This is a genomic window from Microbacterium sp. MEJ108Y (assembly GCF_000834175.1).
GTDB classification, from domain to species: domain Bacteria; phylum Actinomycetota; class Actinomycetes; order Actinomycetales; family Microbacteriaceae; genus Microbacterium; species Microbacterium forte.
Genome location: NZ_JXQX01000027.1, coordinates 63,586 through 84,773 on the forward strand (window position 1 = coordinate 63,586; position 21,188 = coordinate 84,773).

Below are 21,188 nucleotides of genomic sequence, written 5' to 3' on the forward strand. Positions count from 1 at the left end.
GTGACCGGCGTGCACTCCGCCCGAGGGGGCGTCGCATGACCAAAGAGCTCCGCCGTCTCAGCATCGTCATGCTGTTCATGTTCCTGTCGCTGTTCGCGGCGACCAGCTGGATTCAGGTCGTCGAGGCCGATTCCCTCGGACAGAACCCGAACAACAGGCGCACGCTGCTCGACAGCTACGAGATCCAACGAGGATCGATCATCGTCGACGACGTGGCGATCGCCTCCTCTACGGCCTCCGACGACCGCTATCAGTTCCAGCGCGTCTACACGGATGCCGCGATGTGGGCGCCCGTCACCGGGTACTTCAACCCTGCGCTGCAGTCGGCGACGGGGATCGAGCGGGCGATGAACGCCGATCTCTCCGGCACGGGCTCGAGCGCGTTCTTCGCCGAGATCGAGCGGATCCTCTCGGGCCAGCCGCAGAGCGGATTCAGTGTGGAGCTGACCCTCGACGCCGCCGCGCAGCGAGCGGCCTACGAGGGCCTCCAGGGACTCAACGGCGCCGTCGTCGCCATCGAGCCGAAGACCGGGCGCATTCTCGCCATGGTGTCGACGCCCGGCTTCGACACCAACCTGCTCGCGACGCATGACGCGGATGCCGCGAACGCGACCTACGACCAGCTCGACGAAGACCCCACGAAGCCGCTCTCGAATCGGGCGATCGCCGGGGACCTCAACCCGCCCGGCTCGACGTTCAAGCTCGTGGTCGCCGCCGCGGCCTATGCGAGCGGCGACTACACCCCTGACTCGACGCTGCCGAACCCCGCTCGCTACCAGCTGCCGCAGTCGAACAACACGGTCTCGAACGCATGGGGCGGCACGTGCGGGCCGGGTGACACCGTGACGATCGCCGAGGCGATCCGGTTGAGCTGCAACATCCCGATGGCTGAACTCGCCGTGCAGCTCGGCGACGACAAGATCCGCGAGATGGCGGAGAAGTTCGGGTGGAACCAGAGCTTCTCCACCCCTCTCGAGTCGACGCCCTCGAGCTACCCCCGCGCCCTCGACGACCCGCAGACCGGACTGACCGGATTCGGACAGGGACAGGTCACCGCCACACCGTTGCAGATCGCGATGGTGGCCGCGGGAATCGCGAACGAAGGCGTCGTCATGAACCCCCGTCTGGTCGACACGGTGATCGGCAACGACCTCTCGGTCATCCGTTCGTACGACGACACGCAGTTCGGCCAGGCCACCGATGCGACGATCGCCGATCAGATCACGGCGTCGATGGTCGCCAGCGTCTCAAACGGCGCTGCGCAGGGTGCAAGAATAGACGGGGTCGATGTGGCTGGAAAGACAGGCACGACCGAGAACGGTAACAAGCCCTACACGTTGTGGTTCTCCGGTTTCGCGCCGGCGGACGACCCGGAAGTGGCAGTAGCGGTCCTCGTCGAAGACGGCGGCGGACAAGGGCAGTCAGGATCCGGCGACACCATCGCCGCTCCGATTGCAAAGAAGGTCATAGAGGCGGTGCTGGGCAGATGAGACCGACGCAGGGTGTGTCGTTCGGTGGTCGCTACGAGCTGCAGTCGCGTATTGCGATCGGCGGCATGGGCGAGGTGTGGGAGGCGACGGATCACGTCATCGGCCGCACCGTGGCCATCAAGATCCTCAAGGACGAGTACATGGGGGACCCCGGGTTCCTCGAGCGGTTCCGCGCTGAGGCGCGCCATGCCGCACTCGTCAACCACGAGGGCATCGCGAGCGTCTTCGACTACGGCGAGGAGAACGGCAGCGCCTACCTCGTCATGGAGCTCGTGCCCGGCGAGGCGCTCTCGACCGTGCTCGAGCGCGAGGGCGCGCTGAGCGCCGACAAGACGCTCGACATCGTCGCGCAGACGGCATCCGCTCTGCAGGCCGCCCACGCAGCAGGCCTCGTGCACCGCGACATCAAGCCGGGAAACCTGCTGATCACGCCCGACGGCCGCGTCAAGATCACCGACTTCGGCATCGCCCGCATCGCCGACCAGGTGCCGCTGACGGCCACCGGCCAGGTCATGGGCACCGTGCAGTACCTCTCGCCGGAGCAGGCTTCCGGGCACCCGGCATCGCCGGCGACCGACACCTACTCGCTCGGCATCGTCGCGTACGAGTGCCTCGCAGGCAAGCGCCCCTTCACGGGTGAGTCGCAGGTCGCGATCGCGATGGCGCAGATCAACGAGCAGCCTCCGCCGCTGCCGCCGACCGTGCCGATCCCGGTGCAGAACCTCGTCATGGCGATGATCGCCAAGAAGCCGGCCGACCGGCCCTCGTCCTCCGCGACGGTGGCACGCGCCGCCCAGGCACTGCGCCGAGGCGACCTGAACTCCGCGGCCATCGCCGTGCCGGCCATCGCGACCGGCGGCGTGGCATCAGACGACGCCACCCGACTGCTCACCGCATCGGGCGACGACGGCACGACTCGCATCCTCCCCACCACGGCCCAGCTGCCCACCGGCGAGCAGGCCGATGAGGGCGCCGAGAAGACGAAGAAGAAGCGCAGCCCCTGGACGTGGCCGCTCATCGCTCTGATCGCCCTGCTCGTGATCGTGCTCGGCGGAACCGTGTTCGCTCTGATGAACCCGGGCGACCCCGAGCCCGAGCCGACGCAGTCGGAGACGGCTGTCCAGACGCCCAAGCCGACGCCGAGCGAGACCGAGACGCCCGAGCCCGAGCTGATCGACGTCGATGCTCTCGGGCTCGTCGGAATGCAGTGCGAGGCCGCGCAGGCCGCGGCGGTCAACGCCGGGCTGCAGGCCGAGTGCACCGTGGGCAACACCGTCGCCCCGAGCGCGAGTCAGGTCGGAACGGTCGAATCGGTCCAGCCGGGTGGGAACGTGCCGGAGGGCACGACCATCACCCTGACGACCTTCAAGGAGCAGGTGAAGGTGGGCAAGCCCTCGGGCACCCCGACCATCGCCGGCACCGCGACCGAGGGCGTCCCTGTGACGCTCAACTGGCCGAGCTTCGAGTGCCCCTCGGGCACCCCGGCGCGGTCCGCCTTCGAGGTCACGCTCACCAACGCGACCTTCTCCGGCGGCAACTCGGGCGAGTCCATCCGCAGCTTCGGACCGAGCGTCCTCTCGACGCAGATCGTCCCCGGCACGGCCGGCCAGACGATCACTGCCACGTTCCGTGTGTTCTGCGGAAGCGACATGCCGTCCGAGCAGTCCGACGCGATGCCGGGCGTCGCCATTCTGCCTGCCGCACCGGATCCCGGTGAGGGCGACACCGACGGCGGCGACTCAGGCGAATAAACCGCTCTCGCCGTAGGCTAGAGCATCCACAAGGTCGTATCAGGGGGTCAGTACGTGTCGACAGAGCCACGCGTTCTCGCGGGTCGCTACCGCGTAGACGAGCTCATCGGGCACGGCGGCATGGCGAAGGTGTACCGAGGGTACGACCTCACGCTCGGTCGTGCGGTCGCGATCAAGATCCTCGACCCCGAGCTCGCACGGGACAACGCGTTCCGCACACGCTTCCGTCTCGAGGCGCAGTCGGCGTCGCGCATGTCTCACCCGTCGATCGTCCGCGTCTACGACGCCGGCGACCCCTCGACCACCGACAGCAGCACCGATGAGCCTCCGTACATCATCATGGAGCTGATCAGCGGAACCCTGCTGAAGGACATCATCGCGAAGGGTCCGGTGCCTGTCGAAGACGCCGTGCGCTACGTCGACGGCATCCTCGAGGCGCTCGACTACTCGCACCGCGCGGGCGTCGTGCACCGAGACATCAAGCCGGGCAACGTCATGGTGACCGACAAGGGCCAGGTCAAGGTGATGGACTTCGGCATCGCCCGCGCCGTGTCCGACTCGTCCTCGACCGTTGCCGAGACCACGCAGATCATCGGCACCGCCGCATACTTCTCGCCCGAGCAGGCCAAGGGCGAGCCGGTCGACGCCCGGGCCGACCTCTACTCCACCGGCGTGGTGCTCTACGAGCTGCTCACCGGTCGTCAGCCGTTCCGCGGCGAGTCGCCGGTCGCCGTCGCGTACCAGCACGTCAGCGAGACCCCCGTGCCTCCGACCGAGGTGAACGAGGACTCCCCCGGTGCGCTCGACCCGATCGTCCTCCGCGCACTCGCGAAAGACCCGTACCAGCGGTACCCGGACGCCGCGCACTTCCGCGCAGCGCTCGACTCCGCGGTCTCCGGCCACGCGCCGAGCCGCAAGGAACTCGGCGCGCTCACCAGCGAGCTGTATGGACCGAGCCCGCGCGCCGCGCAGGAGACGGCCCGGTCGCTGCGCCAGCTGAGCACTGACACGACCATGGCTCGCACGCAGTCGGGTCCGCCGGTCGCGTGGATCTGGGCAGGTGTCGCGCTGCTCGCGGTGCTCCTCGCATCCGTGCTGTTCTGGGTGTGGACGCTCAGCATGCGCCCGGATGACGTGCCGTCGAGCGCTCGCGTCGTGCCGGATCTCGTCAACGTCTCGTCCGAGCGCGCCCAAGACGATCTCGCCGAGCTCGATCTGACCACCAAGCTCGTGCTCGAGTCGAGCAACGACATCGTCGAGGGCAACGTGATCCGCACCGATCCGGAGAGCGGTACAGCCGTCAGCGAGGGTGATTCCGTCACCATCTACGTGTCATCAGGCAAAGAGACCGTGATGGTGCCGATTCTCGAGGGGCTGTCGTTGACGGCCGCCAAAGATGCTCTCGCGGCAGCGGGTCTCGAACTCGGCACGGTGATCCAGCGCAACGACAAGGGCCTGGCAGCAGAGACGGTGATGGAGGCGAGCGAGGCCGCCGAGAGCGAGGTCGCGCCGCAGACCGTCGTGAATCTCGTGGTCGCCAGCGGCCGGGTGACCCTCACCGATGTCACAGGGTGGACGATGGATGCCGCGCAGGCAGAGCTCGAACGCATCGGGCTCACACCGAGCCCGGTCGAGCTGATCGACTGCACGCCGACCGAGCCTCCCACCGTGTCGTCGATGTCGGCCGCGCCGGGCGATGTCGCGATCGGCTCGACCGTCGAACTGCGCTACTGCGTCGCCGCCGGCTGACCCGAGGCGTCACCGACGCTTCACACGCCCGACAGGGGATGCAGCTTCGCCGACAGAGCCACGGCGTCCGGGTCGCCGCAGAGGTCGAGCCAGTTCGCCAGCAGGCGGTAGCCGCCTTCAGTGAGCACGCTCTCGGGGTGGAACTGCACCCCGAGAATCGGCAGCCGGCTGTGCGCCAGGGCCATGACGGTGCCGCTCTCCGTGCGCGCGGTGACGACGACGTCGGCCGGCAGCGCCGATTCCGCGAGGGCGAGAGAGTGATATCTGCCGGCATCGAACGGCGACGGGATGCCGGCGAAGAGAGCCGAGCCGTCGTGCGTGACCCGCGACACCATGCCGTGCATCAGCTCCGGCGCCTCCGACACGGCTGTGCCGAAAGCCGCGCCGATCACCTGATGCCCGAGGCAGACGCCGAGGAGCGGCATCCCGATCCGCGCGGCGAGGCGCACGGCATCGATGGATACCCCGGCGTCGGCTGGTGTGCCCGGGCCCGGCGAGAGGAGCAGCGCGTCGAAGGCGGGCAGCATCGCCTCGAGCTGCGCGGCGTCGGTGGCATCCGCTTCGATCAGGGTCACATCGGCGCCGAGCTCACGCAGGTACCCGACGAGGGTGTGCACGAAGCTGTCGTGGTTGTCCACGACCAGCACGCGGGTCATTCGAGATCGACCTCGCCCGGTGTGATCAGGGGGCTCACCCAGGGGAACACGAACCAGAACAACCCGTAGAGCACTGCTGCGATGAGCACGAGGAGGAAGAAGAGCTTCAGCCACCACGGACCGGGCAGCAGGCGCCAGAGTGCGGCATACATGATTTCGTCTCGTTCCGTTCGGCTAGATCGACGGCGCAGCCGGCGGAGGCGGGGGGTCGGTGAGCGCCATGGGCGGGCCCTCGGCGCGTGGCTGGAAGCTGTCGAACACCCCGTAGGCGACGATGCGCTCAGCGAGTGAGTAGAGCGGCGAGCAGGCGGTCAGAGTGATGTACTTCTCGCCCGTCTCGACGCCCGGCATCTGCGGCACATCGAGCAGCACGTCGGTCTGGGTCGGCTTCACGTACTCCAGCGTCCGGAAACGGTAGGTGAACCATCCGTCGGGGGTCTCGACGACGATCGCATCGCCGACCTGGAGCTTGTCGAGCTGGTTGAACGGCTTGCCCCAGGTGGTGCGGTGGCCGGCCATCGCGAAGTTGCCGACCTCGCCGGGCATCTTCGAGTCGGTGTAGACGCCGATTCCCAGGTCGTCGAGGGTGCGTGCACGGCTCGTGCCCCCGTAGATGCCGACGTTGTAGTCAGCACCGAAGCGCGGCACGTGCATCTGCGCGAACCACTGTGCGTCGGCGGGGGCGGCGGGTATCACGGGCTCGTAGTAGGTCGTGCCGTCCTCCCCCTCGATCAGGGGCGGAGGCTCGGGTGCCGGAGCCTCGGCAAGCGTCTGCGACATGGCCGCGCCCTCGTCGTTCTTCTGCGCGGCGATGATGATGTCGCCGATCCACATCTGCCAGGCGACGAAGAGCAGCACGAGCACGCCACCGGTGAGCAACAGCTCGCCGAGCACGCTCGTGAAGGTCGCGCGCGATCGGGGGCGACGGCGTCGTGCACGTCGCTCCCCCGAGACGACGGATGCAGTCATGGCCAGATCTTATCTTCCAGACCTGGACACCAGCCCTCTGGCCTTGCTTTTCCGCGCGATATGACACTCTTGGGTACACTGTGGGAATGGCACGCGACCGCAAGACTGAAGAACCCGAAGCTCCGCGCAGCGAAGGCGAAGCCGCACCCAACGCCGTGTGGTTCAAGCCGGTGATGGTCGGCTTCATGCTCCTCGGTCTGGTGTGGATTCTGGTGTTCTACATCTCCGGCATGCAGTTCCCGATTCCCGGTCTCGACAACTGGAACCTCGCGATCGGTCTGGGCATCGCCCTGATCGGATTCCTGATGACCACCCGCTGGCGCTGACGCCAGCCCCCTCTCTTCGAAGAAGGCCCCTCTCGCTCAGGCGAGAGGGGCCTTCTTCGTGTCGTCGACGAGCGATTCGGTCAACATGTCGTCCTGAGTTATCCACAGGTTATCCCCACCCTGGGGAGAATTACACCCATGTTATTCACAACGGTTAACAACCCTGTTAACAACTCTTGATCAGGAGTAAACCGTCGTGATCAGGAACGGCACCAGGAAGGCGACGATCAGGACGAGCACCACGACCACCGCAGCGAGCAGCAGGATCTGCAGCGTGCGCTGCTCTCGCCTTCGGGTTCTCGTGAGGATGAATGCGACGAGTGCGCCGACGATCGCTCCACCGAGGTGCGCCTGCCAGGCGATGTTCTGAGAGAACACGAATCCGACGACGAAGTTGATGCCGAGGATCACGAGGATCCCCGTGACGTTCGCGCCGATGTGCCTGCCGATGATCAGCAGCGCGGCCATGAGGCCGAAGATCGCCCCGGAGGCGCCGACCGTCGCGGTCCCGGGCGCGAGCAGGGCGACGGCGACGGAACCGCCGAGTCCGCTGATCAGATAGAGCGCGAGGAAGCGGACCCGACCGAGCATCGGCTCCAGGCTCTGCCCCAGCATCCACAGCGCAAGCATGTTGAGCGCGAGATGCAGGAAACCGCCGTGGACGAACACGGCGGTGAGAAGCCGCCAGGGCTCGAAGGTCATGAGAGACAGGTTCGGATACAGATATCCCGCCGCGAAGAGCAGCTGGCCCGTGATCGCGTCGCCGATCCCCGGGATCAGCTGCACCAGCCCGATGAACGACGTCACTGCGAGCAGTGCGTACGTGACTATCGGCTTGCCGCTGCGCACGGCGGCGGTCGCCGTGTTGCGGCCGCCCCACCGGCGCTCTGCACGCTTCTGGGCGGGAGTGCGGCTCTTGCGTTGCTCGGCCATGCACTCGGGGCAGATCACTCCGACCGGCGCCTGCGTCTGGCACTCGGGGCAGATCGTTCGCAGGCACCGCTGGCAGAGCACGAAGCTCTGCCGATCCGGATGCCGGTAGCAGAAGTTGTCGCGGTTGTCCGCGAACTCAGGCGTCGTCATCCGGATCGGCCAGCGTCGGCGTCAGGCCGCGACGATGTCGATCGACTGCAGCACGACGGGCTCGATCGGGCGGTCGCCCGCGGCCGTCGGCACTGCGGCGATCGCGTCGACGACAGCCTTGGAGGCGTCATCGGCGACCTCGCCGAAGATCGTGTGCTTGCCCTGGAGCCAGGGAGTGGGGTCGGTCGTGATGAAGAACTGCGAGCCGTTGGTGCCCTCGGGCTTGCCCGTGATGGCGTTGCGACGCAGGCCGGCGTTCGCCATGGCGAGGATGTAGGGCTCGTTGAAGTTGAGCTCCATGTTGATCTCGTCGTCGAAGTTGTAGCCGGGGCCGCCGATGCCCTGTCCGAGCGGGTCGCCGCCCTGGATCATGAAGTTCGGGATGATGCGGTGGAAGACGACGTCCTTGTAGAGAGCGCCCTCGCCCGGCTTGCCGGTGGCGGGGTGCGTCCACTCCTGGGTGCCGTCGGCGAGGCCGACGAAGTTCTTGACCGTCTTCGGAGCGTGGTCGCCGAAGAGGTTGATGACGATGTCACCGTGGTTGGTGTGCAGGGTTGCGACATGAGAAGCATGAGCCATGCGTCCATTCTCGCAGAGCTTCCCATGAGTTGGCCCGCGTCTAGCGTCGATCCGCCTTCGGCGCAAGGGTTCGGCGATTCCCTCGCCCCATCCAGGGTCGCGTGGCAAGATGGGGAATCCGTACTCCAATCGACAGGAGAGCATCGTGAGCATCAGCCGCAAGCGGAAGAAGGAGCTGCGTCGTCTTCAGAACGACGCGAACCAGCTCTGGGAGAACCAGCAGGTCCTGGTCGGCCACGCCGCCGACGTCGCCCGTGAGGCCGGACGCCAGCTCGGCCACTTCGGCCGCGAGCAGGTCGGTCCTGTCGTGCAGGACACCTACAACCGTCGCGTCGCCCCCGTCGTCGACCGTGGCGTGCGATTCGGCCACCACGTCGTCGACGACAAGGTCGTCCCGATCGTCGGCGGAGTCGTCGGAACCGCGCTCACCGCGTGGGACGTGGCGAACGCCAAGCGCGAGGGTGTCGTTCGCAAGGTCCGGAAGGCCACCAAGCCCGAGCCGAAGGGCCCGGGCGTCGGCTCGATCATCGCCCTGATCCTCGGAGTCGCCGCAGCAGCCGGTGTTCTCTACGCCGCCTGGCAGGCACTGCGCGCAGACGACGAGCTCTGGGTCGCCGACGACCCGCTCTCCGCACCTGACGCGTGACCTCGACACCGGAGCCCCCGGCCACTGAGCCGGGGGATCTCCATGCTCGGGTGAAGGATGCCGCGGCCGCGCGGGGCCTCGAGATCGAGATCCGTGAACGACCGGCGGCCCGCAGCCTCGTCGAAGCTGCGGAACTGCTCGGCATCCTGCCCTCCGGCATCGTGAAGACCCTCGTCGTCAAGCGCTCGGACGACACCTATCTGTTCGCGCTGGTTCCGGGCGGCAGGTCGATCTCGTGGCCCAAGCTGCGTGCGGTGGTGGGTGTGAACAAGCTGCGCCTGCCTGAGCCGGAGCTGGCCCTCGCGGCGACCGGATACGAGCGCGGCACGATCGTACCGATCGGCAGCACCACCGACTGGCCCGTCTTCGCCGACGAGTCGATCATCGGACAGCGGATCGCCATGGGCGCCGGTGCTCACGGCTACAGCCTGTTCGTGGACGCAGACGACCTCATCTCCGCCTACGGCGCGACGGTGGCCGACATCTCGGTTCCCGAAGAGGCGCGCGACTGACTCAGAGGATGCCGGCCATCCGCAGTGCGATGTCGACCAGCTTCACCCTCTGCAGCTCCTTCACTGCCTTGAGGGGGAACCACTCCGCCATGTCGGTCGAGCCGTCGGCCTCGAAGGTCAACTTCCCGCCCGTCACGGATGCGCGGTAGACGATGCGCAGCGTGTGCAGCGGCTGGTCCGACTCGCCCACCCGCTGACCGGCGGGGATCACCCGCGAGTGGATGCCGAGCAGCTCCCCGACTTTGACGCTGTAGCCGGTCTCCTCACGAAGCTCCCGACGCACGGCGTCTTCGGGTGCCTCGCCGGCCTCGAGACCGCCACCGGGCATCGTCCAGGCGACTCGGCGTCCTTCGATCCAGCGCGCCAGAAGTATGCGTCCGTCGTCATCGGTGACGACCGCGTATGCCGCGACCCGCATGTCCATGCCCTCACACTAGCCCCCGCGCGATGACGTCCACCGCAGTGTGTCGAGCCGTCATGACAGAGGGGGCCGGATCGATCAGGAATCGAGAAGCACAGCCGGCCGTGGCATCCGTAGTGTGAAGTTCATCGCAGATCACGCCAGGAAAGGAACCCGTCATGGCTGACAACGAGAAGAACTTCAGCGCCGAGGAACGCGAGGCGATGAAGGAGGCCGCGGCCGACAAGCGCAAGTCGCGCTCTCGAGCGAAGAAGAGTCCTGAGGAAGTGCGCGCCGAGGGGATCGCAGATCTCGAGGCGGCGGTGGCGAAGCTGCCGGACGACAAGGATCGCGAGTTGTCGCTGGCGCTGCATGTCCTCGTCACCGAGGTCGCTCCCGAGCTGTTGCCGCGCACCTACTACGGCATGCCGGCGTGGGGCAAGGACGGCAAGGTGCTGTGCTTCTTCCAGCCGGCGAGCAAGTTCAAGGTCCGCTACGGCACCTTCGGGTTCGAGCCCATCTCGAACCTCGACGACGGCACGATGTGGCCGACCGCCTACGCGCTGCTCGACCTCACTGCAGCGAACCGCAAGGTGCTCACCGAGCGCATCCGCCTCGCCGTCAGCTGAGTCGTCGTTCCCTGTCGCAGGCCCGAGCAGTAGCGTGGATGCCGTGAGCACACTGCCGTTCCCCGCTTCCGTGTACGCCGCCCGACTCGACCGCGCCGCGTCTCTCGCCGCCGACGCCGGTCTCGACGGAATAGTCGTGGGCCCGGGCCCCGACCTGCAGTATCTGGTCGGCGTCGAAGGCGACACGATCGAACGCCTCACAGCACTCGTGCTCGGTCCCGGACTCGCTCCCACGATCGTCGTGCCGAGGATGGAGCTGGCGAAGGTGAGGACCACCGCTGTGGGGGCGCTCGGACTCGCGGTCTCCGACTGGGTCGACGGCGACAACCCCTACGACCTCGTGGCCGCGGCCCTCGGCACCGTCTCAAGGGTCGGCGTCTCCGACGCACTGCCGGCACTGCACGTCATTCCGCTGGCCGACCGGATCGATGTGCGCGTCGAGCTCGCGACGCCGGTGCTGCGTGAGGGTCGCATGATCAAGGATGCCGAGGAGATCGCCGAGCTGCGGCTGGCCGGCGAGGCGATCGACGCCGTGCACAGGCGCCTGCCCGAGTGGCTGCGTGCCGGGCGCACCGAGCGCGAGGTGGCGGCCGACATCGCCGAAGCCATCGTCGCCGAGGGGCACCGCACGGTCGAGTTCGTCATCGTCGGCTCCGGCCCCAACGGCGCCGACCCGCATCACGAGGTGTCGGACCGGGTGATCGGCGACGGAGAGATCGTGGTCGTCGACATCGGGGGAGCGGTGCCCAGCGGCTACAACTCCGACAGCACCCGCACGTACGTCGTCGGCGCCCCCGACGCAGACGCTGCCGATCGCATCGCGGTGCTCGTGCGCGCTCAGCAGGCCGCGGTCGACGCCGTGCGCCCCGGAGCGACGGCCGAGCAGATCGACGCCGCGGCGCGGTCCGTGCTCGCTGAGGCGGGGCTCGGAGAGGCCTTCCTGCACCGCACCGGTCATGGCATCGGCGTCTCGGTGCACGAAGAGCCCTACATCGCGCCCGGCAACGACCTGGTGCTGCGCGAGGGCATGGCGTTCAGCATCGAACCCGGCATCTACTTCCCAGGCGAGTGGGGTGCACGCATCGAGGACATCGTCGTCGTGACCGCCGACGGATGCGAGCGCCTGAACATCGCACCCCACGGACTCGCCGCGGTCTGAACCGCGCCGGCAGGTCGTCGGCGCGCGGTCGGTCAAGCCCCTTGGTCGACACGATCCCGGGTGGCAAGACTGTCTCCATGGGATCCGACCACAGCACCGAGACCGGCGATGCACGCGGCCCGGAGCACACCGCAGACGGGCATCACGTCGTCATCGACGGCCGGCGATGGCGGGCGACGGACCCGTCGATCCCCGACGCGTTCCGGCAGGAGCTCGTGGATGAGCTGATGGCTGCGCGTCGTGCCGTGAAGACGCAGGATTCCGATGCGCGACGGCGGGTGCAGGACGCGAAGACCGCGCTGGGTGAACGCGGGGAGCCCTGGTGGGAGGACCGCAGCGGCGACGGCTTCGACGAGAGGATCGCGGCCGCGCTGCGCGCGCTCACCCGCAAGCGGAACGAGTCCTCGATCTGTCCGAGTGACGTGGCGCGAACGGTGGGCGGTGAATCGTGGCGAGCGGTGATGCCGGACGTGCGGCGGGTCGCCGCCGCACTCGCAGACCGCGACGAGATCGTCGTGACTCAGAAGGGCGAACCGGTGAGCATCCGTGAGGCCAGAGGACCCGTGCGGATCATCCGCGGTCCGAAACTCTGATCACGGGCGGTTCTGACGCCGCATCCCGGCTTCAGAGCTCGTCGTGATACCCGCTGTAGGGGAAGTCCACGTCGCCGGTGTCACGCGGGTCGTACGCCACGGAGGCCACGCTGATCGTCACCTGGGTGTTCGGGGTGATCAGCACGCTCACAGCCCTGTTTCCGACCACGACCAGGTCGACGAACGTACCTGAGCTCCTCGTCGCCGACTCGATGCGTTCTCGCAGGTCGTCGACGTCCTGATCCTGGGAGAGCAGGAAGCTCGCTCCGTCGAACACGATCTCGGTCTGGATCATCGTCTCCCTGTCAGCCATGCGTGCACGCTACGCCCTCGACCTGAGAGTGAGAAGGGGGGTTGATTACTAGACGATCTTCGAGTTGTTAACAGATGCATCCACAGCTGTGGACTGGAAGAGCCCCTGGTCCGGCAAGCTCGGGCAGTTGTTAACAGGGTTGTTAACACCTGTGGAGGAGCGCAGATGGCCCTAATCGAGGGCGGCCGTCTCGGCGATCAGGTCGAGTCGATCGAGAAGCAGCTGTCCTGTTCCACTCATCGCCGAGACGGCATTCACGGTGACCAGGAGGGCCACGAGTGCGAAGAAGATCCCCGCATCGTACCCGGGGAACACACGCGAAGGGAGAAACGAGAAGGCCCCGCACGTGGCGGGGCCTTCTCGAACTGTCTCAACACAGTGTGGAGCCTAGGAGATTCGAACTCCTGACATCCTGCTTGCAAAGCAGGCGCTCTACCAACTGAGCTAAGGCCCCGTGAGGGAATTGTTAAGTTGAAAAGTGGGCCCACCAGGACTTGAACCTGGGACCTCTTCATTATCAGTGAAGCGCTCTAACCGCCTGAGCTATGGGCCCGTCAACCTCCGAAACTTTACCGGAGATTTCCGGAAATACCCAATCGAGGGCGGGGCACCGGCGCGCCCCTGCCCTCGATCATGGTCAGCGCCCCGGCCGGATGGTCACGCTGCCCGCCGAAAGCGAGACGTCGATCGCGTTCCGGGTGTCGGATGACTGGTCGACCTTCGCGTCGAGCGACCCCGCGCTGACGTCCTGGGTGATCGAGTACGACTCGTCAGGAACAGTGAGGTCGACCGACCCCGCGCTCACGTCGATCGTCGTCTGCGACGGCGCACGTCCGGTCAGCTCGACGTTGAGATCGCCTGCCGAGACGCTGAGATCCGCGTCGTCGACGCCGTCGAGCAGCGCGTCCGCACGTCCGGCACTCATGTCGATGGTGAGGCTCCGTGCGGCTGCTTCGACATCGAGCGCGCCCGCGTTGACCGTGATGTCGAGAGCGCCGAACTCGCCGACCACATCGAGGCTGCCCGCGTCGAGGGTGAGATCGGCATCGAGCTGCACGTCGAGAAGGTCTTCGGGGAGAGTCAGCACGGCTGACTGGTCGTCGCCGAACCAGCTGCCGAACCACCATCCGAACCGGAACTCGGGACTGCGCACCACCAGGTCGTCGCCGTCGCGCTCGAGAGTCCACGCCGGGCCACGGGCGTCGGTGACGGCCAGCCGGGCCTCGTCGACATCCCCGAACTCGATGCGCATGTTTCCCGCATCCACGTCGAGGTCGAGGCCCTTGATTCCCGATGCATCCTCGGTCAGCACCGAGTCGCTGCCCTGCGTGGAGCCCATCATGCTGCCGGTCGCCGCGAATGCCGCAGACCCTCCCGCGCCGAGGAGCGCGATACCGCCGACGATCGCCGTCACGATCATGATCGCCGTCGTTCCCGATGAACGGCCGGCATCGGCGGGCGCCGCCTGAGCAACGGGAGCAGTGGTGGGCGCCGGTGCCGGCTCGTGGCCCTGAGGCGCGGACGCCGGCGGGGGAGTGAGGGGGGTGTGCCCGCCCTGGAAGTCGTCGTTGGAGGTCATCGTCCCAGTCCTGTCTGTCCGGTCGGCGTGGTGCCGCCCGTGTTCTCGATGTGTGCGAGCGCCGCCAGCACGCGTCGGTTGCCCGACTCGCCCTGCTCGAAGCCCAGTTTCTGGAAGATCGCGGTGATGTGCTTCTCGACGCTCGCCTCCGAGAGGAAGAGCAGGCCCGCGATCGCCTGATTCGACTTGCCTTCGGCGATGAGCGACAGCACGGTGCGCTCGCGCTCGGTGAGACGCTGCATCCGGTCGTCGCGGTTGCGACGGGTGAGCAGCTGAGCCACGACCTCGGGGTCGAGCACCGTCGCGCCTTCAGAGATCCTCTGCACCGAGGCGAGGAACTCCGAGACGTCGGCGACTCGATCCTTGAGCAGGTAGCCCAGCGGCCCGCCCTGCGCGGAGATGAGGTCGGACGCATAGCGCTCCTCGACGTACTGCGAGAGAACGAGCAGCGGGAGCGCAGGGTGCGTGACGCGCAGTCCGAGCGCCGCGCGGATGCCCTCGTCGGTGAACGTCGGGGGCAGCCGCACGTCGAGGATGCAGAGCTCCGGATCGGTCTCGATCACGGCTTCACTGAGACCGTCGGTGTCGGCGAGAGCGGCGACCACACTGTGGCCGGCATCCTCGAGCAGTCGCACCAGTCCCTCCCGCAGCAGGACGGAGTCCTCGCAGATCAGGATGCGCATGGCACGTTCACCTCCAGGCTGGTCGGCCCGCCCACGGGGCTCTCGAGACGGAAGGTCCCGCCCGCTGCCAGGACGCGGTTCGCGATGCCGTCGAGGCCACCGCCCGGTTGCACCTGTGCGCCGCCCATGCCGTTGTCTTCGACACGTGCCCAGAGCACTCCACCGTCGCGAAGACGAACGGTGACCCGGGCCTCACTGGCTCGTGAATGCTTGGCGGCGTTCGTGAGCGACTCGGCGATCGAGAAGTACACGGCGGCCTCGGCCTCACGGCTGCAGCGTCCGTCCATCCTCACGTCCAGACTCACGGGGATGTGGGATCGCCCTGCGAGGGCGGACAGGGCTGCGTCGAGGCCTCGATCGTCGAGAACGGATGCATGGATGCCTCGGGCGAGCTGTCGCAGCTCGGTGATCGCTGCCTTGGTCGAGGTGTGCGCTTCAGCGATCAGCTCTTTCGCGGCATCCGGATCGTTGTCGATCTTCTGCTGCGCGAGCCCCAGGGTCATGCCGACCGACACGAGGCGGGGCTGGACGCCGTCGTGCAGATCCCGCTCGATGCGGGTGCGCTCGACGTCTGCGGCGCGCACGGCGCCCTCGCGCTGAGCGGTGCTGGTGCGCACTCGCTCCGTGAGCTCTGCTTCACGGCTGCGAACGACGATGGCGAGCGAGAGCACCCGGTTCAGCAGTGCCAGGCCGATCATTCCGGCGAAGCAGGCGGCGATGCCGAGGATGCCGACGAGCGGCGCCCACGCAGGGTCGATGCCGCCCCCGCCGAACGGGCCCATCACGGCGTCCGCTCCGGTGAGGGGTGCGAACGAGATCGTGATCGACCAGACGAGGCCGAAGGCGAGGCGCAGCACGATCCAGCCGAGCACAGCGGTGATCGCGAAGTTCGCGAGGGCGCGCCACATGCGGCCGTCGATGGCCTGGCGTCCGAGCGAGCGCAGCCAGCCCACGAATCCGGGGCGGTCCCGCGGGCGCCACCGGAGCGGCGTGATCGGCGACCGGTAGAGGGCGCTGACCCGGGCCACCTCGAACCAGCCCACGCCGAAGAGAGCGTAGACGAGTCCGACGAGCAGCACGATGCCGACGCCCGCCGCGAAGAGCAGGCCGAGCCCGGTGCCGAGGAGTCCGGAAAGAGTCGCGAAGATGAAGCCGCCGATGACTCCGATGCCTGCGAGGTGCAGGATCGTGAGCACGATGCGCAACGGCGGCTTCGTGGCCGTCGCCGGTGGTGGCGTGGCAGTGTGTGTCGTCATGGTTCAAAGGTACGGCGGCGCCGATCGGGCCGACACCGAGCCAACCAGACACCCGGCTTCGGGTTTTCCCTACTCCGTCGGAGAGCACAGAAGAGGGGCGGATGCCGAAGCACCCGCCCCTCTTCGAATCCGGAGGATCAGTTCGACATGAAGCCGACGAGCAGACCGCCCGTCACCTTCACGGCGACGTTGTAGATGCCGGCCACGACCGCGCCGAGCACCGTGAACACGATGAGGTTCAGGATCGAGACGACAGCGGCGAACGCCATCACCTGCGGCAGACCTGCCACCTCGGAGATGCGCACCGAGTTGTCGGTGATCGCGCCGACGATCTCGTCGGCCTGAGTGAGGAGGCCCGTGGCCTGGAGCACCAGGAAGATCAGGAAGAACGACACCATGGTGACGATCGCGAGTGCGACCGCTCCGAGGAACGAGAGCTTCACGGCCGACCAGAAGTCGACATAGACGAGACGCAGGCGCACCTGCTTGCCACTGGTCTTGCGCGTGGACTTCTTCGCCAGCTTGTCGGCTACTGTGCTCATGCGTCTGCTTCCTCAGGGTTCTCGTTCGTCTCGGGGGCGGTGGACTCGGCGTCCACCTCAGCCTCATCCGATTCGTCTTCCTCGGTGAGGCCCCGCTCGCCGTTGCGGGCGATGGCGAGGATCCGGTCGGCTTCCGTCGTCCGTGCGAACACCACTCCCATGGTGTCTCGGCCCTTGGCGGGCACCTCGGCCACGGCAGAGCGTACCACCTTGCCGCTGGACAGAACCACAAGGACCTCGTCGTCGGCCGAGACCATCAGACCACCCGCGAGAGTGCCCCGATCGTCGTGCAGCTTGGCCACCTTGATGCCGAAACCACCGCGTCCCTGGACGCGATATTCCTCGACGGCCGTGCGCTTCGCGTACCCGCCGTCCGTCACCACGAACACGAACTGACCGGGAGCGGCGACGGATGCCGACAGCAGGCTGTCGCCCTCACGGAACTTCATGCCCTTCACTCCGGCGGTCGCGCGTCCCATCGGTCGCAGCGCATCGTCGGTCGCGCTGAACCTGACCGACATGCCCCGGCGGCTGATGAGCAGGATGTCGTCCTCGGCGTTGACCATGAGCGCCGAGACCAGCTCGTCCTCGTCGTTCAGACGGATCGCGATGACGCCGCCCTGGCGGTTGGTGTCATACGTGTCGAGGCGCGTCTTCTTGACGAGACCGTCGCGCGTCGCGAGCACCAGATAGTCGGCGACCGCGTAGTCGCGGATGTCGAGCACCTGCGCGATGTTCTCGTCGGGCTGCAGTGCGAGCAGGTTCGCGACGTGCGTCCCCTTCGCGTCGCGCCCGGCCTCGGGGACCTCATAGGTCTTCGCGCGGTAGACGCGTCCCTTGTCGGTGAAGAACAGCAGCCAGTGGTGGGTCGTCGTCACGAAGAAGTGCTCGACGATGTCATCCGCCCGCAGCTGCGCGCCCTTGATGCCCTTGCCGCCGCGGTGCTGCGAACGGTAGTTGTCGCTCCGCGTGCGCTTGATGTAGCCGGCGCGGGTGATGGTGACGACCATCTCCTCCTCGGCGATGAGGTCTTCCATCGAGACATCGCCGTCGAAGCCGTGCAGGATGTGCGTGCGGCGGTCGTCGCCGAAGCGCTCGACGATGCCGGTGAGCTCTTCGCGGATGATGTCGCGCTGCAGCATCTCGTCGGCCAGGATCGCCTGGTATTCGGCGATGAGCCGCTCGAGCTCGGCCGCCTCGTCGAGGATCTTCTGCCGTTCGAGAGCCGCGAGGCGACGGAGCTGCATGTCGAGGATGGCCTGCGCCTGGTCGTCGTCGATGTCGAGGAGCTTCTTCAGTCCCTCGCGCGCGTCGTCGACCGTGGCCGACCGACGGATCAGAGCGATGACCTCGTCGAGCGCATCGAGCGCCTTGAGGTAGCCGCGCAGGATGTGCATGCGACGCTCGGCCTTCGCCAGACGGAAGCGCGTGCGACGGACGATCACTTCGAGCTGGTGGGTGATCCAGTAGGTCACGAACCCGTCGATCGCCAGCGTGCGCGGCACGCCGTCGACGATCGCCAGCATGTTCGCGCCGAAGTTCTCCTGCAGCTGCGTGTGCTTGTACAGGTTGTTGAGCACGACCTTCGCGACCGCGTCGCGCTTGAGCACGACGACGAGGCGCTGACCCGTGCGGTCGGACGACTCGTCGCGGATGTCGGCGATGCCGCTGATCTTGCCGTCGCGCACGAGATCGCCGATCTTCACGGCGACGTTGTCGGGGTTGACCTGGTAGGGCAGCTCCGTGATCACGAGGCACGTGCGGCCCTGGATCTCCTCGACGTTGACGACCGCGCGCATCGTGATCGATCCGCGGCCGGTGCGATAGGCCTCGTGGATTCCCTTGGTGCCCAGGATCTGAGCGCCCGTCGGGAAGTCGGGGCCAGGAACACGCTGGATCAGCCCGTCGAGGAGCTCTTCACGCGGAAGGCCGGGGTTGTCGAGCGCCCAGAGCGCAGCATCCGAGATCTCGCGCAGGTTGTGCGGGGGGATGTTCGTCGCCATGCCGACGGCGATTCCGACCGAGCCGTTGACGAGCAGGTTCGGGAACCGCGCCGGAAGGACCGTCGGCTCCTGGGTCTGGCCGTCGTAGTTGTCCTGGAAGTCGACGGTGTCTTCTTCGATGTCGCGCACCATCTCGAGCGCGAGCGGAGCCATCTTCGTCTCGGTGTATCGAGGAGCAGCGGCTCCCATGTTCCCGGGGGACCCGAAGTTGCCCTGGCCCAGCGCGAGCGGGTACCGCAGCGCCCACGGCTGCACGAGACGCACGAGGGCGTCGTAGATCGCCGAGTCACCGTGCGGGTGGTACTGACCCATGACCTCGCCCACGACACGGGCGCACTTCGAGAACGACTTGTCAGGGCGGAACCCGCCGTCGTACATGCCGTAGATCACGCGGCGATGCACAGGCTTCAGACCGTCGCGCACGTCGGGCAGGGCACGTCCGACGATGACGGCCATCGCGTAGTCGAGATAGCTGCGCTCCATCTCGAACTTCAGGTCGACCTGGTCGATGTTCCCGTGGTCGTGGGCCGGGGGCTCGGGGCGTACTTCGTCAGTCATGTGTGTTGTCGATTCCGGTCGTTATTCGAGCGAATGCAGGGCGCAGAGCGCCTCAGATGTCGAGGAAGCGGACGTCCTTGGCGTTGCGCTGGATGAAGCTGCGTCGCGATTCGACGTCCTCACCCATCAGCACGCTGAAGATCTCGTCTGCCGCCGCGGCATCCTCGATGGTCACCTGGCGGAGCGTCCGCGTCGTGTGATCCATCGTGGTCTCCCACAGCTCCTTGGCGTTCATCTCGCCGAGACCCTTGTAGCGCTGGATGCCGGCATCCTTCGGGATGCGCTTGCCGTTGTCGAGGCCGAACTTGAGCAGCGCATCGCGCTCTGCGTCGCTGAACACGTACTCGTGCGGCTGGTTCGACCACTTGAGGCGGTACAGCGGCGGCATCGCGAGGTACACGAAGCCCGCCTCGATGAGGCCGCGCATGTAGCGGAACAGCAGCGTGAGCAGCAGCGTCGTGATGTGCTGCCCGTCGACGTCGGCATCCGCCATCAGCACGATCTTGTGATAGCGCGCCTTCTCGATGTCGAAGTCCTCGCCGATGCCCGTGCCGAAGGCCTGGATCATCGCCTGGACCTCGCGGTTGCCCAGCGCCTTGTCGAGGCGAGCGCGCTCGACGTTGAGGATCTTGCCGCGGAGCGCGAGGATCGCCTGCGTGTGCGGGTCACGTCCCTGCACTGCCGAACCGCCGGCCGAGTCACCCTCGACGAGGAAGATCTCGCTGATCGAAGGGTCCTTGCTGGTGCAGTCCTTGAGCTTGTCGGGCATCGCGGCCGACTCGAACACGCTCTTGCGCCGTGCGGTCTCGCGCGCCTTGCGCGCGGCCAGGCGCGCAGTCGCGGCGTCGAGCGCCTTGCGGATGATGTTCTTCGCCTGGGCCGGGTTGCGGTCGAACCAGTCGCCGAGCTGATCGCCCACGACCTTCTGCACGAACGCCTTGGCCTCGGTGTTGCCCAGCTTGGTCTTGGTCTGACCCTCGAACTGTGGCTCGCCCAGTTTGATCGAGATGACGGCGGTCAATCCCTCGCGGACGTCGTCTCCGGAGAGGTTGTCGTCCTTCTCCTTGAGGATGTTGTTCGCACGCGCGTACTTGTTCACCAGCGTGGTGAGCGCGGCGCGGAAGCCCTCTTCGTGGGTTCCACCCTCGTGGGTGTTGATCGTGTTCGCATAGGTGAAGACGTTCTCGGTGTACGACGTGGTCCACTGCATCGCGACCTCGAGCGAGATCTTGCGCGCCGTGTCCTCGGACTCGAACGCGATGATCTCCTCGTTGACGACCTCGGCGTGACGCACCTTGTTCAGGTACTCGACGTAGTCGACGAGTCCGCGCTCGTAGAAGAAGACATCACCGGGCTGCTTCGTGACGGTCACACCGGATTCTTCGACCTCGTAGGCCGAGGACGCGCGCTCATCGAGCAGCTCGATGCGAAGACCCTTGTTGAGGAACGCCATCTGCTGGAAGCGCGTGCGCAGGGTGTCGTAGTCGAAGTCGATCGACTCGGTGAAGATCGAGGCATCCGGCCAGAACGTGATGCTCGTGCCGGTGTCGTCGGTCGCCTCGCCCTTGACGAGCTTCTGCTGCGGCACTCCGCCGTCGGCGAAGCTGTGCCGCCAGACGAAGCCCTTCTGCTTGACCTCGACGTCGAAGCGGGTCGACAGGGCGTTCACGACAGAGGAGCCGACGCCGTGCAGACCACCGGAGACGGCATAC

The 21,188-nt window shown here is 67.0% G+C and carries 23 protein-coding genes and 2 tRNA genes; 9 read left to right on the plus strand and 16 right to left on the minus strand.

The genetic code is table 11. The features are described from left to right. Nucleotides 1-35 precede the first annotated feature (35 nt). The 3 genes from RU09_RS12540 to pknB are packed head-to-tail and all read left to right on the plus strand — an operon-like array spanning nt 36 to nt 4,990. On the plus strand, nt 36-1,490 hold the full coding sequence (locus tag RU09_RS12540) for a peptidoglycan D,D-transpeptidase FtsI family protein (RefSeq protein ID WP_042541016.1): 1,455 nt from the start codon (nt 36-38) through the stop codon (nt 1,488-1,490). Next, a complete protein-coding gene (locus RU09_RS12545) occupies nt 1,487-3,241 on the plus strand; it encodes a protein kinase domain-containing protein (RefSeq protein WP_042541018.1) in 1,755 nt (584 codons plus the stop codon). The genes RU09_RS12540 and RU09_RS12545 overlap by 4 nt, the downstream gene beginning before the upstream one ends. 54 nt (nt 3,242-3,295) lie before the next feature. After that, nucleotides 3,296-4,990, plus strand: a complete 1,695-nt coding sequence (gene pknB / locus RU09_RS12550; protein WP_042541020.1) for a Stk1 family PASTA domain-containing Ser/Thr kinase — start codon at nt 3,296-3,298, stop codon at nt 4,988-4,990. 20 nt (nt 4,991-5,010) lie between these two features. On the opposite strand, the gene RU09_RS12555 is transcribed toward pknB, so the two are convergent. The 3 genes from RU09_RS12555 to RU09_RS12565 are packed head-to-tail and all read right to left on the minus strand — an operon-like array spanning nt 5,011 to nt 6,615. Continuing rightward, nucleotides 5,011-5,646, minus strand: a complete 636-nt coding sequence (locus RU09_RS12555) for an anthranilate synthase component II (RefSeq protein WP_042541022.1) — start codon at nt 5,644-5,646, stop codon at nt 5,011-5,013. Then, nucleotides 5,643-5,798, minus strand: coding sequence for a hypothetical protein (locus RU09_RS18745; protein WP_042541024.1), 156 nt, complete (start codon nt 5,796-5,798; stop codon nt 5,643-5,645). Before RU09_RS18745 ends, RU09_RS12555 begins: the two co-directional genes overlap by 4 nt. Nucleotides 5,799-5,820: 22 nt before the next feature. After that, entirely contained in the window at nt 5,821-6,615 is a 795-nt protein-coding gene (locus RU09_RS12565; protein WP_042541026.1) for a class E sortase, read from the minus strand. A gap of 86 nt (nt 6,616-6,701) precedes the next feature. Between RU09_RS12565 and RU09_RS12570 the strand changes: the two genes are divergently transcribed. Then, nucleotides 6,702-6,941 (plus strand): cell division protein CrgA, encoded by a 240-nt coding sequence (locus tag RU09_RS12570; RefSeq protein ID WP_042541028.1) that lies wholly within the window; start codon nt 6,702-6,704, stop codon nt 6,939-6,941. 180 nt (nt 6,942-7,121) lie between these two features. On the opposite strand, the gene RU09_RS12575 is transcribed toward RU09_RS12570, so the two are convergent. Both RU09_RS12575 and RU09_RS12580 read right to left on the minus strand, forming a co-directional pair. Continuing rightward, nucleotides 7,122-8,024 (minus strand): rhomboid family intramembrane serine protease, encoded by a 903-nt coding sequence (locus RU09_RS12575; protein WP_042541030.1) that lies wholly within the window; start codon nt 8,022-8,024, stop codon nt 7,122-7,124. A gap of 21 nt (nt 8,025-8,045) precedes the next feature. Next, nucleotides 8,046-8,603, minus strand: a complete 558-nt coding sequence (locus RU09_RS12580; RefSeq protein WP_042541032.1) for a peptidylprolyl isomerase — start codon at nt 8,601-8,603, stop codon at nt 8,046-8,048. A gap of 145 nt (nt 8,604-8,748) precedes the next feature. Between RU09_RS12580 and RU09_RS12585 the strand changes: the two genes are divergently transcribed. Both RU09_RS12585 and RU09_RS12590 read left to right on the plus strand, forming a co-directional pair. Beyond that, nucleotides 8,749-9,249: a hypothetical protein gene (locus RU09_RS12585; protein WP_042541033.1), complete on the plus strand. Its 501-nt coding sequence runs from the start codon at nt 8,749-8,751 to the stop codon at nt 9,247-9,249. A gap of 50 nt (nt 9,250-9,299) precedes the next feature. Further along, nucleotides 9,300-9,761 carry an aminoacyl-tRNA deacylase gene (locus tag RU09_RS12590; protein WP_042541035.1) on the plus strand — a complete coding sequence of 154 codons (462 nt, stop codon included), beginning with the start codon at nt 9,300-9,302 and terminating at the stop codon, nt 9,759-9,761. A 1-nt stretch (nt 9,762) separates the two neighbouring features. On the opposite strand, the gene RU09_RS12595 is transcribed toward RU09_RS12590, so the two are convergent. Continuing rightward, nucleotides 9,763-10,185, minus strand: a complete 423-nt coding sequence (locus tag RU09_RS12595; protein WP_042541037.1) for an NUDIX hydrolase — start codon at nt 10,183-10,185, stop codon at nt 9,763-9,765. Between the two features lie 155 nt (nt 10,186-10,340). Between RU09_RS12595 and RU09_RS12600 the strand changes: the two genes are divergently transcribed. The 3 genes from RU09_RS12600 (at nt 10,341) to RU09_RS12610 (ending at nt 12,542) form a co-directional block, all read left to right on the plus strand. Then, entirely contained in the window at nt 10,341-10,790 is a 450-nt protein-coding gene (locus tag RU09_RS12600) for a DUF1801 domain-containing protein (RefSeq protein WP_042541039.1), read from the plus strand. 43 nt (nt 10,791-10,833) lie between these two features. After that, nucleotides 10,834-11,949, plus strand: a complete 1,116-nt coding sequence (locus RU09_RS12605) for a M24 family metallopeptidase (protein ID WP_042541079.1) — start codon at nt 10,834-10,836, stop codon at nt 11,947-11,949. 77 nt (nt 11,950-12,026) lie between these two features. After that, nucleotides 12,027-12,542 (plus strand): DUF3253 domain-containing protein, encoded by a 516-nt coding sequence (locus RU09_RS12610; RefSeq protein ID WP_042541041.1) that lies wholly within the window; start codon nt 12,027-12,029, stop codon nt 12,540-12,542. A gap of 31 nt (nt 12,543-12,573) precedes the next feature. Here the strand turns inward: RU09_RS12610 and RU09_RS12615 are convergent, their stop codons facing one another. The 10 genes from RU09_RS12615 to RU09_RS12655 all read right to left on the minus strand — a co-directional run. Next, nucleotides 12,574-12,855 carry a hypothetical protein gene (locus tag RU09_RS12615; protein ID WP_042541043.1) on the minus strand — a complete coding sequence of 94 codons (282 nt, stop codon included), beginning with the start codon at nt 12,853-12,855 and terminating at the stop codon, nt 12,574-12,576. A gap of 171 nt (nt 12,856-13,026) precedes the next feature. Continuing rightward, nucleotides 13,027-13,170, minus strand: a complete 144-nt coding sequence (locus tag RU09_RS18560; RefSeq protein WP_156145927.1) for a hypothetical protein — start codon at nt 13,168-13,170, stop codon at nt 13,027-13,029. Nucleotides 13,171-13,236: 66 nt separating this feature from the next. Beyond that, nucleotides 13,237-13,309: transfer RNA gene (locus tag RU09_RS12620), tRNA-Ala, on the minus strand. 25 nt (nt 13,310-13,334) lie between these two features. Then, nucleotides 13,335-13,408, minus strand: a tRNA-Ile gene (locus RU09_RS12625). Between the two features lie 84 nt (nt 13,409-13,492). After that, on the minus strand, nt 13,493-14,434 hold the full coding sequence (locus RU09_RS12630) for a DUF4097 family beta strand repeat-containing protein (protein ID WP_228385608.1): 942 nt from the start codon (nt 14,432-14,434) through the stop codon (nt 13,493-13,495). Beyond that, nucleotides 14,431-15,117, minus strand: a complete 687-nt coding sequence (locus RU09_RS12635) for a LuxR C-terminal-related transcriptional regulator (RefSeq protein WP_042541046.1) — start codon at nt 15,115-15,117, stop codon at nt 14,431-14,433. Before RU09_RS12635 ends, RU09_RS12630 begins: the two co-directional genes overlap by 4 nt. Further along, nucleotides 15,105-16,373, minus strand: a complete 1,269-nt coding sequence (locus RU09_RS12640) for a sensor histidine kinase (RefSeq protein WP_042541048.1) — start codon at nt 16,371-16,373, stop codon at nt 15,105-15,107. The genes RU09_RS12635 and RU09_RS12640 overlap by 13 nt, the downstream gene beginning before the upstream one ends. A 137-nt stretch (nt 16,374-16,510) precedes the next feature. Next, a complete protein-coding gene (locus RU09_RS12645) occupies nt 16,511-16,915 on the minus strand; it encodes a DUF3566 domain-containing protein (protein ID WP_042541050.1) in 405 nt (134 codons plus the stop codon). After that, entirely contained in the window at nt 16,912-19,476 is a 2,565-nt protein-coding gene (gene gyrA, locus RU09_RS12650) for a DNA gyrase subunit A (RefSeq protein WP_042541052.1), read from the minus strand. The genes RU09_RS12645 and gyrA overlap by 4 nt, the downstream gene beginning before the upstream one ends. Nucleotides 19,477-19,528: 52 nt before the next feature. Further along, a partial coding sequence (locus RU09_RS12655) for a DNA gyrase subunit B (RefSeq protein WP_042541054.1) occupies nt 19,529-21,188 on the minus strand: 1,660 nt, incomplete at its 5' end.